12 protein-coding genes are annotated in these 18132 nt (G+C 42.0%); 4 read left to right on the forward strand and 8 right to left on the reverse strand.

All coding sequences use genetic code 11. The features are described 5' to 3' along the window. Positions 1-6: 6 nt before the first annotated feature. From H8796_RS06650 to H8796_RS06665, 4 genes are all read right to left on the reverse strand, one after another. Positions 7-3435, reverse strand: coding sequence for an efflux RND transporter permease subunit (locus H8796_RS06650; RefSeq protein ID WP_117936475.1), 3429 nt, complete (start codon positions 3433-3435; stop codon positions 7-9). A 16-nt stretch (positions 3436-3451) separates the two neighbouring features. Next, positions 3452-4627, reverse strand: a complete 1176-nt coding sequence (locus tag H8796_RS06655; protein WP_117936477.1) for an efflux RND transporter periplasmic adaptor subunit — start codon at positions 4625-4627, stop codon at positions 3452-3454. A 182-nt stretch (positions 4628-4809) separates the two neighbouring features. Beyond that, positions 4810-7917 (reverse strand): glycoside hydrolase family 2 TIM barrel-domain containing protein, encoded by a 3108-nt coding sequence (locus tag H8796_RS06660; RefSeq protein ID WP_117936479.1) that lies wholly within the window; start codon positions 7915-7917, stop codon positions 4810-4812. 275 nt (positions 7918-8192) lie between these two features. Next, on the reverse strand, positions 8193-8672 hold the full coding sequence (locus H8796_RS06665; protein WP_117936481.1) for an HU family DNA-binding protein: 480 nt from the start codon (positions 8670-8672) through the stop codon (positions 8193-8195). 360 nt (positions 8673-9032) lie between these two features. Between H8796_RS06665 and H8796_RS06670 the strand changes: the two genes are divergently transcribed. Further along, positions 9033-9977, forward strand: a complete 945-nt coding sequence (locus tag H8796_RS06670; protein WP_117936483.1) for an Rpn family recombination-promoting nuclease/putative transposase — start codon at positions 9033-9035, stop codon at positions 9975-9977. A gap of 118 nt (positions 9978-10095) precedes the next feature. Here H8796_RS06670 and H8796_RS06675 read toward each other — a convergent pair whose 3' ends face one another. Continuing rightward, positions 10096-10707 (reverse strand): DsbA family protein, encoded by a 612-nt coding sequence (locus tag H8796_RS06675; RefSeq protein WP_117936485.1) that lies wholly within the window; start codon positions 10705-10707, stop codon positions 10096-10098. A gap of 337 nt (positions 10708-11044) precedes the next feature. Between H8796_RS06675 and H8796_RS06680 the strand changes: the two genes are divergently transcribed. Then, positions 11045-12961 (forward strand): Ig-like domain-containing protein, encoded by a 1917-nt coding sequence (locus H8796_RS06680; protein WP_117936487.1) that lies wholly within the window; start codon positions 11045-11047, stop codon positions 12959-12961. Further along, the gene (locus H8796_RS06685; RefSeq protein WP_117936489.1) at positions 12906-13781 is read left to right on the forward strand and encodes a DUF3108 domain-containing protein; all 876 of its coding nucleotides are present in this window, start codon (positions 12906-12908) and stop codon (positions 13779-13781) included. The genes H8796_RS06680 and H8796_RS06685 overlap by 56 nt, the downstream gene beginning before the upstream one ends. A gap of 69 nt (positions 13782-13850) precedes the next feature. Here the strand turns inward: H8796_RS06685 and H8796_RS06690 are convergent, their stop codons facing one another. The 3 genes from H8796_RS06690 to H8796_RS06700 form a co-directional block, all read right to left on the reverse strand. Further along, positions 13851-14261 (reverse strand): PaaI family thioesterase, encoded by a 411-nt coding sequence (locus tag H8796_RS06690; RefSeq protein WP_117936491.1) that lies wholly within the window; start codon positions 14259-14261, stop codon positions 13851-13853. 34 nt (positions 14262-14295) lie between these two features. Further along, positions 14296-15288 carry a FecR family protein gene (locus H8796_RS06695; RefSeq protein ID WP_117936493.1) on the reverse strand — a complete coding sequence of 331 codons (993 nt, stop codon included), beginning with the start codon at positions 15286-15288 and terminating at the stop codon, positions 14296-14298. A gap of 101 nt (positions 15289-15389) precedes the next feature. Then, positions 15390-15986: an RNA polymerase sigma-70 factor gene (locus H8796_RS06700; protein ID WP_117936495.1), complete on the reverse strand. Its 597-nt coding sequence runs from the start codon at positions 15984-15986 to the stop codon at positions 15390-15392. 406 nt (positions 15987-16392) lie between these two features. Between H8796_RS06700 and H8796_RS06705 the strand changes: the two genes are divergently transcribed. Further along, positions 16393-18117: a hypothetical protein gene (locus H8796_RS06705; RefSeq protein ID WP_117936497.1), complete on the forward strand. Its 1725-nt coding sequence runs from the start codon at positions 16393-16395 to the stop codon at positions 18115-18117. Positions 18118-18132 lie beyond the last annotated feature (15 nt).

An 18132-nucleotide genomic window follows, 5' to 3' on the forward strand; every position in this document is an offset into this window, starting at 1 on the left:
ATTTCATTATTTAGCGTATTGTTCAATCTCTGTTACGGCATCTGTATTGTCGATATCTTCCCATTCCATCGGTTTAACTTTCTCTTGCAGGTACTGGAAAATAACGAACAAGGCAGGAACGATAAAGATCTGGCAAATCATACCGATTAACATACCGCCGATAGAAGCAGTACCCAGTGTACGGTTACCGTGTGCACCTACACCGAAAGCAAACATCAACGGAAGCAAACCGACTACCATAGCCAATGATGTCATCAAAATCGGGCGGAGACGGGCACCGGCACCTAATACGGCTGCCCAAGTGATGCTCATACCCATTTTACGACGGTCGAGGGCAAACTCTACAATCAAGATAGCATTCTTGGCCAACAGACCCATCAACATAATCAATGCAATCTGCATATAGATATTGTTGGACATCGTACCGAGAATCATCTTCAATGCTGAGATATTACCGATAGCACTAACACCGTTGACAAACAAGAAGCTACCTAACAGACCGAACGGAACGGACAACAATACGGCCAATGGGAGTATGTAACTTTCGTACTGTGCACTCAACAATAAGTAAACGAATACGAAACAGAGCACAAAAATCAGTCCCGTAGCACTTCCGCTACTCTGCGCCTCTTCACGTGCCATACCTCCTAATTCATACGTATAACCGGTAGGCAGGTTTTCTTGAGCAACTTCTGCAAGAGCAGTCAGTGCCTGACCGGATGTGTAACCACTGGCAGGGGCTACCATCACCTTCATAGAAGTGTAAAGGTTGAAACGGCTGATAATATCCGGACCATATACCTTCTCTACAGAGATGAACTGGGCAATCGGAGCCATTTCACCTGCACTGTTGCGTACCTTGATATTCTTCAGCGATTCCAGGTTTTTGCGTGACAATGGATCAGACTGGATCATAACACGATACATCTTACCAAAACGGTTGAAGTTGGATGCATACAGACCTCCATAATATCCTTGCATAGTCGTCAGAATGTCGCTTGGGCTGATACCAGCTTTCTTACAAGCCGCCGCATCAATATCGATCATATATTGCGGGAAATTCGGGTTGAAAGATGTTTTTGCAGAGTTGATTTCCGGACGTGCTTCCAAGGCTGCTGTGTAATCATTCACCACATCGAAGAATTTGTTCAACTCACCACCGGTCTTGTCCTGCATATTCACTTCAATATCCGTAGATGCCGAGTAACCCGGGATCATAGGTGGAGCGAAGAACAATACTTGTGCTTCTTTGATAATCTTCTGTGCACGCATATATAAGGAGCCGACTACAACGTCCGAATTCTGTATCATGGAACGTTCGTCCCAATCTTTCAGTTTGATGATGAAAGAACCGTAGGAAGGTCCCTGACCACCGATAAAGCTGAATCCGGAAATCATGGTTCGTGACAATACAGCAGGGTCAGAAGCGATCAGACTGTCTACACGTGCCAAAATCGCTTCGGAGCGGTCCTGTGATGTACCCGGAGGCAGTGTTACTGCTCCCATCAAGGTTCCGGTATCTTCGTTAGGAACCATACCTGTCGGGGTGGTGTTCATGAAGAATATAAGTATTACAATAGAAGCGGTGACTAATCCCATAGACAGCCATTTCTTCTGAATAAAGAATAATACACGTTTCTTGTAACGTTTCAGGATGGACTCGTAGGTATCGTTGAATCTGGTTTTGAACTTCTTCGTGCTCATTCCGATCAGTGCCAGAATACTAAGAAGTACGAAAATAACCGTAACTACCGGATTGAGGCTGAAGAAACCGAAGATCATACCCAGGATGGCAATTATTGTGAAAGTAAGTGTAATGCCCGGATGCAGCATTTTTCCGATAGCTTCGGTGTATCTGTTAATCATGGTTGTATGAGCTGCCGTATAAGCTACTTTCATGCGTTCCTTCAATGTAGAGTCTTCCGTTCCATCTTCTTTCTTATGCGGTTTTAGAAGAACAGCACACAAAGCCGGACTCAATGTCAGAGCGTTCAATGCGGACAAACCGATAGCGATAGCCATAGTCATACCGAACTGACGATAGAATGTTCCTGCCGTACCTCCCATGAAACTTACCGGAACGAACACGGCCATCATGACTAATGTAATAGATACGATAGCACCACCCAGTTCATTCATGGCGTCGATAGAAGCCAGACGGGCGGAAGTATAACCCTGGTCGAGCTTGGCATGCACACCCTCGACGACCACAATAGCATCATCGACCACAATCGCAATGGCTAAGACGAGCGCACATAATGTCAGCAAGTTCAAACTGAATCCTACCAAAGACAGAATGAAGAAAGTACCGATAAGAGCTACCGGAATGGCAATGGTCGGAATCAACGTAGAACGTAAATCCTGCAAGAAGATATATACCACAATAAACACCAGAATAAATGCCTCGATCAACGTCTTCAACACTTCGTGGATAGAAGCAAACAAGAAGTCATTGGCATTCATGGAGATGTTAAGCTTCAATCCGGTAGGTAAGGTTTTTGATGCTTCATCCAGCAGTTGCTCAATATCACTGATGGTCTGTGTTGCATTGGTTCCTGCCATCTGGTATACGATACAGGTTACTGACTTATGACCGTCTACACGGTTTGTAAAGTTATAACCCAAACGATCCAATTGAATTTCTGCTATATCTTTCAAGCGGAGTACCTCACCGTCAGGCAGAGATTTGATAACGATGTTTTCAAACTCTTCCGGTTGTTGCAGACGTCCTTTGTAGCGGATGGTATATTGGAATGTCTGATTACTACGTTCACCGAATTGCCCGGGAGCAGCTTCGACATTCTGTTCTGCCAAGGCTGCAGATACATCACCGGGAACAAGTTTATACTGTGCCATGACATCTGGTCTCAGCCAGATACGCATAGAATAATCCTGTCCCAAAACGTTTGCATCACCTACACCTTGTACACGTTGAACTTGAGGAATCAAGTTGATCTTAGCGTAGTTTTCAATAAATGATTCACTATATGTATCTGTCTCGTCATAGAGAGAGAATACTACCAACATGGAAGTCTGACGTTTCTGCGTGGTTACACCGACTTTGGTTACTTCGGCAGGCAACAGACCTTGTGCCATGGAGACACGGTTTTGTACATTGACGGCAGCCATGTCCGGGTCTGTTCCTTGTTTAAAATAAATGGAAATATCACCGGAACCCGTGTTGGATGCAGTTGACGTCATGTACATCATGTTTTCTACACCATTAATCTGTTCCTCCAATGGAGCGATGACGGAGTTCAATACGGTTGACGCACTGGCACCCGTATATGTGGCCCTTACCGACACGGTAGGGGGCGCAATGTCCGGATACTGGGTGATAGGCAATGTTGCCAATCCGATAGCACCCAGGATGACTATCAAAATGGAAATAACCGTTGATAGTACCGGACGGTTAATAAATTTATCTAACTTCATACGATTATCTAAATTTTTAATTGAAAGCTGTAGCTAAATTACCATCGTGTTGGTCTTTCAAATGCTGTTGATAGTTTGCTTCTTTTTGAGCAGGTGTGATCGGTTGTATGCTCTGACCATCTTTCAGACTCTGCACGCCTTCGATTACGATTTTATCTCCAGGATTCAGACCTGAAGTGACGAGGTATTCTTTTCCGTTGTCCAGGTTGAAGATTTTGATTTCTGTATATTTCACCGTGTTATCCGGTTGCAGAACATAAACGAACTTCTTATCCTGAATTTCTACTGTTGCTGATTGTGGTATAGTAATCACATTTTCCATAGTGTAAGGAATCAGTACATTTGCTGTTCCACCACTGCGCAAGATGTGTTCTTTGTTCGGGAAGAGGGCACGCATGCTTACAGAGCCGGTTGATTGGTCGATCACTCCTGTGATTGCGTCTACCTTACCTTCGATGCTGTACTCTGTACCATCAATCAACTGAAGTTTGATAGACGGAATTTTGCTGATTTCTTCTTTGATAGTACCTCCTGTTTTAGTCATAGCCAACAGTTCTTTTTCTGTCATGGAGAAATATACATATACTTCTTCAATTTCAGAAACAGTAGTCATCGGAGTAGCGATAGAAGGACTAACCAATGCTCCCAGACGATACGGGATATCATTGATAACACCGTCAGAAGGACTCTTCACTTGGGTGAAAGAGAGATTCTGTTGAGCTGTGGTAAGCTGTGCTTTTGCTTGTGCCAACTGTGCCTGGGTCTGTGCCAATGAGTTTTCTGCCATTGACAAGTCATAGTCACTGATGATGTTCTTCTTGTTAAGCTCACGCTTATTGTCCACTGTCATTTGTTGAGTGCGTACAGCAGCCTCGGCTGTAGCAACGGCAGCTTTTGCTGTGCGTACTGCAGCTTCGTATTGTGTAGGATCAACAATGAACAGTACTTGTCCTTTACGAACAGTTGCTCCTTCGTCTACGCATAGTTTCGTAATGAATCCCGATACTTGCGGACGGATTTCTACGTCTTGTTTACCTTTGATGGTAGCCGGATAGGCAGTTGTTAAATTAGCGGTTGTCTTTTGTAACTCTTGTACTGCATATTCAGGAACTTTTCCTGTGTCATTGCCCTTATTGCCACAACTAGACAAGAGGGCTACGCAAAATGCAAATAAAACAATTCTACTTTTCATACTTTAAATATCTGTTTTTTTAATTTAATGCGTTTGTTGCCAGTGTGCTATTCGTCCATATAGATTAAGGGGGTAAAGAAGAAAAAGCCGGAAACTAATTCGGTTAAATTAGTTTCCGGCTGCAAAAGTACTTTAAATTCGGTATTCTTGTTCTCTGATACCGTGTTTTTTAACTATGTTTTTTACTTTATTTTATGATATACAGGAGTCATAATAAAACTTAACTCATAATCCTGGTAAGGAAGACGGTATTTTTCTAGTGGTATAGCTCCCCAACTGTTCACACAAGCAAGCCCCGTTTGTGCCTTGTCAATACAGAAATTGGTGAAGTCTGCTTTTTCTACTTCCGGTGAGTGACGTTGATCTTTACCGTCACCGTCATCCAATGACTCGATGGTATAATTCAGGGCAGAAGCAGAGAAAGGAGCATCCGATATGAATTGCAATCCGTTACCACTAATATTTAGAAGTCTCCACCAGCGGATATCCGTTTTGGTTCCGGTTTCCTGCGGGCGGATGTAAGGATAGAATTGTTCTTCTACCGTCTGGCGGTATTTGCCTAACATGGCTCCGTGGTTACGGTCAGCATAGTTCTCTCCCGGGCCACGGCCGTAGTACTCTACCTCGTTGAAGTTGACAGGCATACGCATTTGCATACCGAAGCGGAACATTTCAGAAACCTTCTTACTCTTGTCTGCCACCATCTTCTGCGTAACCTTCACTGCACCTTTATTATTAATAGTATAAGTCAGTGACAATGTTCCACCTATCGACTTCATGTCATATTCTGCACGAACCACTGCCTGATCGTTTTCAATAGCATGTTTCAGAGAAGTCAGTTTCAGTTCAGGATTCTTCCATGCAGCGTATTTATGTTGCAGTCCGGCTCCGAAATCATTGTCGGTCGGTGCACGCCAGAAGTTAGGAGTCAGTGCGCTGCCGTCTTCCATCATTTGCATGCCGTTGACGTCGTAGCGACAAAGGTAACCATTGTGCTTATTGAAGTCCATAGAGAAGTTTTCACCTTTCACAATCAGGTAATTGCGGTCGTTGTCCAAAATACTGGGCACGATAACCGGAATGTTGGAAGCCTGTTGATTTTCCAGTTTCAGTTCCGGTGCTTTGTAGTCGCGGATGCTTAACTGGTCGTAAGCGATAGTCGTTCCTGCCGGCAGCAACGTTTCGGCAGCTTTCAGTTTATAGCTCACATTCAGCAACAATTCCTTGCAAGGACAGATATTCTTCACGTCAAACGGAATTTGCACTTTCACAGTTTGCTGGGGTGCAACTTTCAGGTCGGACACGATGCCTGTTTGCACTACTTCCCCGTTTGCCAGTAATTGCCATTCCATATAATATGCAGAGAGGTCGCGGAAGAAATATTCGTTGAAGATATTGATTTCACCTTTGGCAAGATCCGCAGGAGTAGTCCATATATCCTGATAGAAATAAGCCACTTCATAAGCATGCGGATTAGGCACGCGGTCGGGGCTGATTAAACCGTTATCGTTGAAGTTGTTGTCCGAAGCGTCGTATTTGTTGAAATCTCCGCCATAACCATAGATATTTACTCCGTCTTTGTTTTTCCAGTGGCAGGACTGATCTACAAAGTCCCAGATAAATCCACCCTGATATTTCGGATATTTACGGATGATATCCCAGTATTCTTTGAATCCGCCTTGTGAGTTACCCATTGCGTGTGCATATTCGCATTGGATTAACGGTTTCTGGATATTACCTTCACAATATTTGATACAAGCGTCGTAGTCATAATACATCGGGCAGAAAATATCGGTGAACTCGCTGGTTCCTGCTTGTTCATACTGTACGGCACGTGTCTTGTCTTCGTTCTTAATCCAAGTGTAGCATTTCTCAAAGTTCGGTCCCATGCCGGCTTCGTTACCCAGTGACCAGAAGATGATGGACGGATGGTTGTATCCGCGTTGTACATTGCGTTGGTTACGCTCCATGTGAGCTTTAGCATAACTCGGGTTCTTTGCCAGTGTCTGATCGCCGTAACCCATTCCGTGAGATTCTACGTTGGCTTCGGCCACTACATACAGACCATATTGGTCACAAAGGTCATACCAACGGTTGTCGTCCGGATAATGGCAGGTACGCACAGCGTTGATATTCAATTCTTTCATCACTTTGATATCCTGCAACATACGTTCGAGAGAAACGACATAACCGCCGTCCGGGTCCATTTCGTGACGGTCGGCTCCTTTGAAGAGTACCGGTTGTCCGTTGACGAGTATCTGTCCGCCTTTCAGCTCAATCTTGCGGAATCCTACTTTAACGGGAATTACTTCTACTACGTTGTTACCGTTTTTCAGTGTAGCGGTCAGCGTGTAGAGATTAGGCGTTTCGGCAGTCCATTTAGCCGGGTTGGAGATGGATAGGGTAGTATTTAATTTGCCAGAGCCTTTCAGGTCGGCAGTTGCTACACTGTTACCTTGCATATCTGTCAAATCCAAAGCTACTGTGCCGCTTCCTTTCAGGTCAACGGCTATGTTCAGCGTACCGTCTTTATATTGGCTGTCCAAATCTGGAGTGAGGCGAATATCCTGGATATATTTCTTGTCGCGTGCGTAAAGATAACAGTCACGTCCTACGCCAGAGTAACGGAAGAAGTCCTGATCTTCCAGATAACTGCCGTCGCACCAGCGGAATACCTGGAAAGCAATCACGTTTTTACCCGGTTTCAGGTAGTTAGTCAGGTTGAATTCGGCTTCCAGTTTGCTGTCTTCGCTATATCCTACGTAACGTCCGTTCACCCAAAGGTACATATTGGAAGTTACCGAGCCGAAATGTGCAAAAATCTCTTTGCCTTTCCAGTCGGCGGGAAGGATGATTTCTTTCCGGTAAGAGCCTACATGATTGTTTTCTGTCGGCACTAGCGGAGGATTGTTTTTGAATTGGCTTCTCCAGGCATATCCTACGTTGACGTAGATAGGATCACCGTAGCCGTTCAATTCCCAAACGCCGGGCACCTGAAGGTCGTCCCAACCTTTGTCGTTGAAATTAGTTTGATAGAAGTCAGTCGGGCGTGCATCTGCATGTCTCACCCAGTTGAATTTCCACGGACCGTTCAAGGTCATGAAATTCGTTGAATTTTCTTTAATGCCGGCTTTAGCTTCATCAGCCGATGCGTAAGCAAAGTAATTAGTGTGCATAGCGGAGCGGTTTACGGAATTCACTTCCGGGTCTTTCCACTCATTGAAGCTTTGTGCTTGAATTGCTGTCAGTCCCAATGCAGCCAAGCAGCAAGAGAGTAGTTGTTTCTTCATGGGTTTTTTGTATTAGGTTTGAATTTCGGGAGTCAAAGATAGGGAATATTTTATTCAGTGGAGGGCTAATTATCATTCAATTAGGGTTCGTTTTTAATAAATTAGCTAGAAAATAGAGTATTTTACTGACTCTGGTGCGTAAAAAAACGTGAGACACCCTTTTCCACTCTGGGGGGGAAAGGAATCTCACGTTAATAAAAATAGGCTGTTACATTAGTCAGCTCTTATACGTTGTTTATACGTACATATAACTCATGTCTTGTATAGCTCATACGCTATGCTGCAGGATCCGGAGCCTCACCGCTACCGCCTTCATCCGGATTTTCCGGTTTATTGCTTCCTCCATTTCCGGAAGAGGTGCTGCCGCCGTTTCCTTCCGTTTTGTAAATACTTACATTATCCAGCATATCCTTAAATTTATATCCCGGAGTAAATATAATTTTCACTCGCCGTACAGTATCGGCATCTACGTCTTTTTCTTCCTTCTGACTTTTGCAGCTCATGCCCGGACGGAAACATCCGAAATCACCTAATTGTACAGATAGTCCTTTGTTAAGGTTCGTGTTTAATGTGTCAATCAGTGCATCAATCACGTGTTTCACTGCACCTTCCGGAATCATACCGAACATGGATACTTCCTTGCATAAATCTCTGAAATTTACCGTATTGGTAATTACATTCTGTGCTACATACTTTTCAGTCTTTGTTTTGTCAAAGCCAAAAACTCTTTTCTTGACAACATACTTTAGTGCCATAATCTTTCTTTTTTAATAGTTAGTTAATCTGTTTTATTGTTGTTTTGTGATCACGACGCAAAGGTATGGTTTCCGAAATTCATGGCCAAGCTAAAAAAGAATTGTGCGTTCATAAATTAATTAATAAGTAGAGTGTTGCTTTACTGGGGATTTTATGTAAAAAGATTTGGCGGAAAGATAGAAGAAGATGCCGATTGAGATATTGGGATATCAGGGGTAGGGAAGGCATCCTCTCTGAATTACTAAAAGTTAGTATAAATATGATTAGCTATCATAGATAAATAGCTAGATATAATACTTTTGACTAAAATTTATCCCGTTTACCAATATAATGCTTACCTTTGCTAAAAACGTATTCTTATGGAACAGAAAGATAAATATATTCGTTTTGATTGGGCAATCAAAAGGCTTTTACGCAATAAGGCTAACTTTGGTGTGCTCGAAGGTTTCCTTACGGTATTACTAGGCGAGAATATTCATATTATTGAAATCCTTGAGAGCGAAGGGAATCAGCAACGGGAAGATGATAAATTTAATCGTGTAGATATTAAAGCTCGTAATAGTAAAGATGAAATTATTCTTGTTGAGGTGCAGAACACCCGTGAACTTTATTATCTGGAACGAATTCTATATGGAGTAGCTAAAACTATAACAGAGCATATTGATTTGGGTGAAATCTACTCTAATGTGAAGAAGGTATATTCTATCAGTATCCTTTATTTCGACATTGGGCAGGGGAGTGATTATCTTTATCATGGCCAGAATACATTCTTGGGTGTACATACGGGCGACCATCTGAAAGTTACTACCAAAGAGCAGGGAGCTATCGTTCGTAAGCTACCTGCTGAAATCTTTCCAGAGTACTTTCTTATCCGTGTGAATGAATTTAATAAAGTGGCTGTTACTCCTCTGGAAGAATGGATTGAATATTTAAAGACAGGATGTATACGTCCTGATACAAAGGCTCCTGGACTTGAAGAGGCTCGTAAGAAACTAGTTTATTATAATATGGATACGGCTGAAAAACTAGCATATGATCGCCATATAGATGCAGTTATGATACAGAATGATGTGTTGAGTACTGCTAAATTAGAAGGACAAGAAGAAGGACGACAACTTGGACTTGAAGAAGGGAGAGATATTGGACTTAAACAAGGACTTAAACAAGGAATAGAACAAGGAATTGAAAAAGGTATTGAAAAAGAAAAAATGATTACTGCTCGTAAACTGAAATCTCTCAATATTTCTGTCGGTACTATTATGGAAGCTACTGGTTTGTCGTCAGAAGAGATAGAACGACTCTAGTTACTGCTTTTACTATTAAGCTTCCCTATCCTTGTGGGTATATAAGAGAATCCTATACTGAACAATTATCTTTTGTTCAGTATAGGATTTTTGCCAATTTCACTAAATGATGATATTTTTACTCTTCTGTTTTCTTTGCATAAACCACCAGTTTCCCGGCTCCGTAGCGTATCAACAATCCGCGTTCGATGAAAGTATTCAGCTCATTAAGTGCCCGTTGCTTATCATGTCCTGTCAATCGGCAATAATCTGCACGGGTCAGACAGGGAAATCGTTGGAGATGTTCGTTGATGATGGCTAGACACTCTTTTTCACTGTGCCCTTTTCCGTTAGGACGGGTGAATGATTTGCCGCGCTCCGGTCTCATTTGCTGGCCTACTTCTCTTTTGAACTGTTTACCTGCCCGGAAATTGATATTTTTCAAGCTGATAGATTGTGCGTGCACATCTTTCTTTTTCATCACTGGAGGTCCTTGCAGAGAGACGGAAAAGTATCCGATATCGCCTAGCTCCACAATCCATCCGTTTGCAAGCAGATCTCTTAATTCATTTTGAAAAGATTGCATGGCACCAACCAATAAGCTACGGCTTATTCCGGTGAATTTGTGAACACGATCCAGAAATTCTTCCTGATCGATTGTTCCGTTGAAAACAACACGAGGATGAAGCGGCTGTTCTTCGCCTTTCTTCTGAATGTCGGGCGTGTCGTAAAGGTCATAATGTATACTCATAATCAGAATTGTTTTATACCGGTACTTTTATTTATCCGATTGCCTGTGAGGATTTGTTTCATTAGCTATTCTTACTTCGTATGACTATAGTCTTTCTTTCGTATAACTATAGTCATACGAAAGGGAGACTATAGTTATCTTTGCGAATAACTATAGTTATACGAAAAGATGTCAGGCAACAAAGGTAATCTCTTTAGGTAATAAAACGAAATCTATTAGTGAGAAAGAAATAAAAACGTCGCAAATATTGTTTATTACCTTATGTCACCCTTTCCTTTTTTAATAAATTAGCTAGAAAGTGTGGTGTTTATTGAATAAGAACCCTTATTTTTGCAGCATGTTACAATTTGAGAATCAAAAGATAAAGCAAATAGTTCGCAAGGTGCTTCCGGTAGTAACGCTGGGAGTTATGTTATATTCCTGCGCCAGTATTGGACGGCCGGACGGAGGCCCTTATGATGAGACGCCACCCCGTTTCATCGGTAGTACTCCTGCTGCGGGTGCCCTGAATAATGAAAGGACTAAAATTTCTTTGGTATTTGATGAGTTTATTAAGTTGGAGAAAGCAACCGAGAAAGTTGTTGTCTCTCCTCCCCAGATACAGCAACCGGAGATAAAGGCTTCCGGCAAGAGAATACATGTCAACCTGCTCGACTCTTTGAAGCCTAATACTACCTATACGATTGACTTCTCGGATGCGATTGTCGACAATAATGAAGGTAATCCGCTAGGGAATTTTGCATTTACGTTCTCTACCGGTACGGAAATCGATACGATGGAGGTGTCGGGAACAATGCTCGATGCTTCTAATTTGGAACCTATTAAAGGTATGCTCGTCGGACTGCATTCCAACCTGAACGATTCGGCTTTCAATAAATTGCCTTTCGACCGTGTGGCACGTACAGACAGCCGTGGACGTTTCTCTATCCGGGGTATAGCTCCCGGCAAGTATCGTATCTACGGTTTGATGGATGCCGACCAGAACTTCACTTTTAATCAGAAGAGCGAGATGATCGCTTTCCATGATTCGTTGATTATCCCTCGTATGGAAGAACGTATCCGCATGGATACGGCTTGGGTGGATTCATTGACTTACGACACGATTGTTGAGAAGAAATATATGCATTATTTGCCGGATGATGTTATCCTCCGTGCCTTTAAAGAACTCAACTATTCGCAATACCTTATCAAGTCGGAAAGACTGGTTCCGCAGAAGTTTACGTTCTATTTTGCCGGTAAGGCGGATACTTTGCCTGTGTTGAAAGGCTTGAACTTCGATGAAAAGGATGCTTTTGTTATCGAAAAGAATCAGCGGAACGACACCATCCATTATTGGGTAAAAGACTCCCTGCTCTTTAAACAAGATACGCTTGCCATGAGCTTGACTTATCTTTATACGGATACATTGAATCAGTTAGTGCCCCGTACAGATACGCTCAACCTCGTTTCAAAGCAGAAATATAAGAAAGAGGAGCCGGATAAGGACAAAAAGAAAAAGAAGAAAAAGAAAGGTGAAGAGGATGAACCCGAACCGACAAAATTCTTGCCGGTAAATGTCGGTGCTCCTTCGTCAATGGATGTATATGGTTCTATCTCTTTGAGTTTTGAGGAACCGATAGCCAGTTTCGATACTGCGGCCATCCATCTGCGGCAAAAGGTAGATACGCTCTGGAAAGATATACCGTTCGACTTTGAACAGGACTCTGTGAATCTAAAGAGGTTTAATCTGTATTATGATTGGGAGCCGACGCTGGAATATGAATTTTCGGTAGACTCGACTGCGTTCCATGGTATATACGGACTGTTTACAGACAAAATAAAACAAGGGTTCAAGGTGCGTAGTTTGGAAGAATATGCCAAAATCACGTTTGTGGTGACGGGAGCGGAACCTAATGCTTTTGTTGAACTGCTGGATGCGCAGGATAAAGTGGTACGCCGAAGAAGAGTAGAGGAGGGAGGTTATGCCGACTTTTATTACTTAAATCCCGGTAAGTACTCCGCCCGGTTGATTAACGACCGGAATGGAAACGGTGAATGGGATACCGGTAATTTTGAAAAAGGGGTGCAGCCCGAAGAGGTGTATTATTATAATCAGATTTTAGAGCCGAAAGCCAACTGGGATCTAGAACAAAGTTGGGATATTCATGCAGTTCCGCTGGATAAGCAAAAGCTGGATGAACTTAAAAAACAAAAACCAGATGAAGACAAGAAGAAAAAGGATCGGGAACGAAATAGTCAGAACCGCCGTCGTTAGCGTTCGACGCAATTTTATTATCGGATTAGTGGCCTTACTGATGGGAGCTTTCGCCCTCCCTGCCAGTGCCCAATGTGAAGCGAAGAATGATGCGTTTCAATCCGGTGAACACGTAATGTATGATTTATATTTTAACTGGAAGTTTGTCTGGGTGAAAGCCGGACTTGCCAGTCTGACGACGAATGCTACTACTTATCATTCACAACCAGCCTACCGGATTAACCTGCTTGCTTTGGGCAGTAAACGGGCGGACTTCTTTTTCAAGATGCGCGATACGCTGACTTGTGTGATTGGAGAAAAACTGGAACCGCGCTATTTCCGTAAAGGCGCCGAAGAGGGAAAACGTTATACGGTTGATGAGGCTTGGTTTTCTTATAAGAACGGTCTTTGCCTGGTCAATCAGAAGCGTACTTACCGGGATGGAGCGTTTGATGAATCTGAAGCTAGCGATAGCCGCTGTATATACGATATGTTGAGTATTCTGGCACAGGCACGTTCTTACGACCCTGCAGATTACAAGGTGGGAGATAAGATCAAGTTCCCTATGGCTACAGGCCGCAAAGTGGAAGAACAGACGCTTATTTATCGCGGCAAAGAAAATGTAAAAGCAGAAAATGGAGTGACTTACCGTTGCCTGATTTTCTCATTAGTTGAATATGATAAGAAAGGAAAAGAGAAGGAAGTGATTACTTTCTTTGTGACGGACGATTTGAACCATCTTCCTATCCGTCTGGACTTGTTCCTGAATTTCGGTTCGGCAAAAGCATTCTTGAATAATGTGACCGGCAACCGGCATCCGCTGACTTCTATCGTTAAATAGAGATAAAGAGAAAAAACAGATAGGGCTGAAAGTACACCCGCAAAGGTAGCTTTCAGCCCTATCTGTTTTTTATTCCTGAACTTCGAAAGGCACTTTCTGATCTTTCCGGAATACACTGGATTCAAAAGTGGCAATCAAATCTCCGTTCTGATTCGTTACGTCTACCTGATAGCAGCCTGTACTTCGACCGATGTAGCGTTCGCGTGCTTCGGCAAAAAGAGTGTCACCAGGTCCGCTTGCGCGTAGAAAAGTGATGCTGGACGAGAGAGAGAAAGCCAGTGTACCGTGCGAGTTGGCTGCTGCGGCCAGTGCCAGGTCTGCCAATGTGAAAATGGCTCCTCCTTGTGTACGGGCCCCTGCATTAAGATGCTCCGGTTTTATTTCTAACTTGGCTTTACTATATCCTTGGCGTACTTCCAGCAGTACTACTCCTGCATTTTCGGCGAACAGGTCGTGCTTAAAAAACTCTTGTGGGGTCATAATTCTTATTTTTGAAGATTCTTCATTTAGCTTCTTACTTTTTCAATGAATAGATATATACCTTATCTTTCTCAATTGAGTAGCTAAATTTATTTGTTTCGGCCATAATATCCAAAATTTTCTCCAGATTATTTGTTTCAATAATAAAACTTCCATGGAAAATCAAATTCTTGAGTTGCTCTGACTCAAATGTGAATATCACATCAAACTGGCGTTCCAACTCTTTAGAAATGATCGACATGGGAACCTCATCCCAAAAAACTCTGCAGTTGATCCACTGTTCTGCATAGTCAGCACTCTCGGTCAGTTTATAAGTTTGGTCAAGTTTGTTAACTATCATTGTTTGGTTAGGCTTCATTATAAACTCTTTGTTGATGCATGATAAGGCAATAGAACCCTCTAAGAGTGATACCTTTACATAATTTTCATCGCTATAATTTTTTATGTCAAACTTAGTACCCAGTACCTTGATCTGTGCAGAGTCTGTTTGTACAACAAATGGATGCTCTCCATGCTCTACCTCAAAATATCCTTCGCCTTCCAGTCGGACATTGCGATTTTCCCGACCAAAACTCTCGGAGTAAGAAAGTTTGGAATCTGCATTTAACCACACTGTGGAACCGTCAGGAAGCTTCATTCTTAACTTCGATTTTCTTGGAGCGTATACTTCAGAAATCAAAGAATCATCAGATGTTGTAAAATTGTTAATTATAAGAGGGGTGGTGAACAGTAATATAATGATTGCTGCTGCGTAACCCGCATACCTCACAAATAAGTCTTTTTTTATCTTTCTTGCCGTGGCAATCTTATGTTTACGGATTCGTTTCGCAAATCTGTTATAGGCTCGTTCTTCATGTACAGATACATCTTCATATTCGGCAGACAGAAGCCAGATTCGTTTCTGCTGTTCAAAATATTTCTGATTCTCCGGATCGGAGCATATCCATTCGTTCAACTTATGTAAGTCCTCTTTGGCGATACTTCCCGAGAGGAAATCATCTATCAGTTTATCAAATTCTTCTTTCATACCATCTTAAACTTAATATCTATTGAGAATCACATACCTGCGCTATTATCAGGACAGTTTGTCAATAGAAGAAGTATAGTGAATTATTTTACTTTTTAATATTAATTAAATATATTCGTAATAAACATTATGATCAGGGCAAGATAAGATTTTGCTGCTTCCTTCAGTTTATCTAGTGCACTTCGCATGTGATATTTCACTGTATGGATAGTGATTCCCATGATCTCGGCAATTTCGTCTTGTCTTTTGTTCTCAAAACGGCTTAATAAAAAGACCTTCCGGGTTTCCGGAGATAAGCCGTCAATCGTTTTCTGGATAATAGAATGTAGCTCTTTACCCTCTAAATGTTCAACCGGACTTTCGCCTAAAGACCATAAATCGCTGTAAATGGTCAGATCTTTAGACGAGCAGGTTGTTTCCCTTCTCACATATTCAAGCTGAAGATAATTGATGCACTTATTGGCCACACTTCTGAAAAGGTAGTTTTTCAATGAGGTGTTAATTGTTATTTTAGAGTGGTTTTCCCATAGGCTATACACCAAATCTTCTACTATAGATTCTGATAGATAAGAATCTGTCAAATACCCTCTCGCTATTCGGCAAAGATCTATATAGTAAGTTTTATAGATGTATCGGAATGCCTCCTCTTTACCCGATTTCAGGGCCTCGATAATCTCTGTTTCCAGGTTTTTTTCCATTATGTCTTTCAGAAATCGTATATTTGATTTATTAGTTAATATATTCAGGTGAATACTCACAGGTTGTGTTTCTCCGATGGATAATTCGGGGGCAAGGTATTGAAAAAATGTAAGATGACCAAACTCACTAATAAAAAGATGAGTTGGAGGGCTGAACGAATAAAAAAATCATTTCTCACTATACTTTTTATTAATCTGGCTGTCATATTAATGAATAGGCCAATAAAGCATATTTTAACCTGAATCTCTATGAATGGTAAAAAGAAGAATTGTAAAAGAGCATAGCGCGACACTCTTTTTTGAAGTTATAAGGTATACAAACAGCTGTTTTAGTTTAGTCATACAGGATAAAGATTGCTTTCAGGAATAACAGAAAATAAGCTATTTCTTATTTAAATAATATTGTATGAAGAAACTACATTTTCTATTAAGCACATTCCTTGTGTTTATATTCACGTCATGCGGAGAAGATGAACTAAAAGGTGTTGTCTTATCCGAAGACCCGGGGTACGTAAAAGAGCCATTGGTAGCCATACAGGCAGAAGATGGCACAGGGAATTGGATAAATGGTCTTATTGACCAGAACAGTAGAGTCATAGCCTTAGATTTTCGCATTTTGGATGACCAAAGTGCGGTGAATGTGAAACTCAAACTGGCGGATGAATGGGCAAGGCCTATTGATCCGCTCACTACTGACGCTGTACTGGATTTAAGCAGCGGTATTACCCGTATTAAAGTGAATGATGGAGCAGATGATATCGAATATACCATTTTCAGCACTTCTACCCAGTTGCTTCGAGGTGTAACGGCTACTTGTAATACAGAGCAGGTTAGTGGCAGTTTTATGAATGGTGTCGCTTCGTTACGTTTCAAACAAAACACTACATTTGCAGATGTAGTGTTGATGCCGACTTTGGCAGATAACGCAGAAATCATCTCTACGGATCCCTCTAGTCAAAAAGATGAAAATGGGAACCTGATTGTTGACCTAAATAGCACACTTACTATTACTGTAAAAGACAATACGAACAACATGACTAAAAAATATCAGTTGAGTGCTGTAAATGGAATTATTGACGCAGGGGTAAACTGGAAAAATATTACTGCTGATTTAAAGAGTCAACACAGTAGTATTCGTATTCCTGATTTCATGATTGTCTATGAAAATAAAAACTTGCATGGAAGGAGCGGTAATACGGGATGGTTGATAACTATTCCTGCCGGTAGAATAAATATGAAGGTTAGCTGGGATATGAATAAAGACAATGTAACATGGGCTGAACCCACTACTCAACATCGTACAACAGCTATCATGAATGATAATATGGATTATTCATTGTTTGTTCCGGGATTGTCCGGGCAATTCTGGGTACCGATATTTTATAGCCTCGGGTGGAATGATAGTGGGCTGCTATCCGCACCGCGTCTCGGATATAACCTATCTACTTCTTTGAAGTATTGTCCGGGAACTCTGGGAATTACAGCTGATGGAAAAGCGGAGATTTCGTATGCAGAAGTGATAGATAATAACTTGTATAAGTTTACCAGCGGCGGAGCCGGCAAACAAGCTGCCAATGGGGTACAGTGGTCTCCAACCAGTGCTGTCAGTGGATATTCCTATCCGTTGCAAAAAGGGCAGATCATGATTGCCGGAGAAAATGCAGAACTTTACAAGACATTTGCCACTAATGAAGGAAGAAATACTTCGACCCGTAACAGAGGAATGGATGGTGCATTGTCAGGAAGTAATTCATGGGCTGCTAATCCGGTAAGCATTTGGACTTTTGATGGCAAGCCTGTAGGACGCCGGGCTGTCGGTATCACGGAAGAAGGAGACTTGGTCATTTTTGTAAGTAATCGTTTTACGAATTCTTATAACTCGGTAAAAGCAGCTTGGAATGTCTTTAGTGATGGCTCTTCTTTACGGGAAGTTGCTGTGGCATTGCAGGAAGTGGGTTGTACGGATGCCATTGTGTTTGGTGAGAACTATCATAGTCCTGTTGTTATTCGGGATGATAGTAGAGGGGTGCCTTTAGGAAAGGTAGCCGGTAGATACGATTGGGAAACGAACGGCAATGTGAAAAATGCGGATAATGAAGCTAGTTCGCAATCCTGGATAATGTTTAAATAAGAACATTGTAAGACA

This window comes from Bacteroides sp. M10 (assembly GCF_014334015.1).
Classification (GTDB): Bacteria; Bacteroidota; Bacteroidia; order Bacteroidales; family Bacteroidaceae; genus Bacteroides; species Bacteroides intestinigallinarum.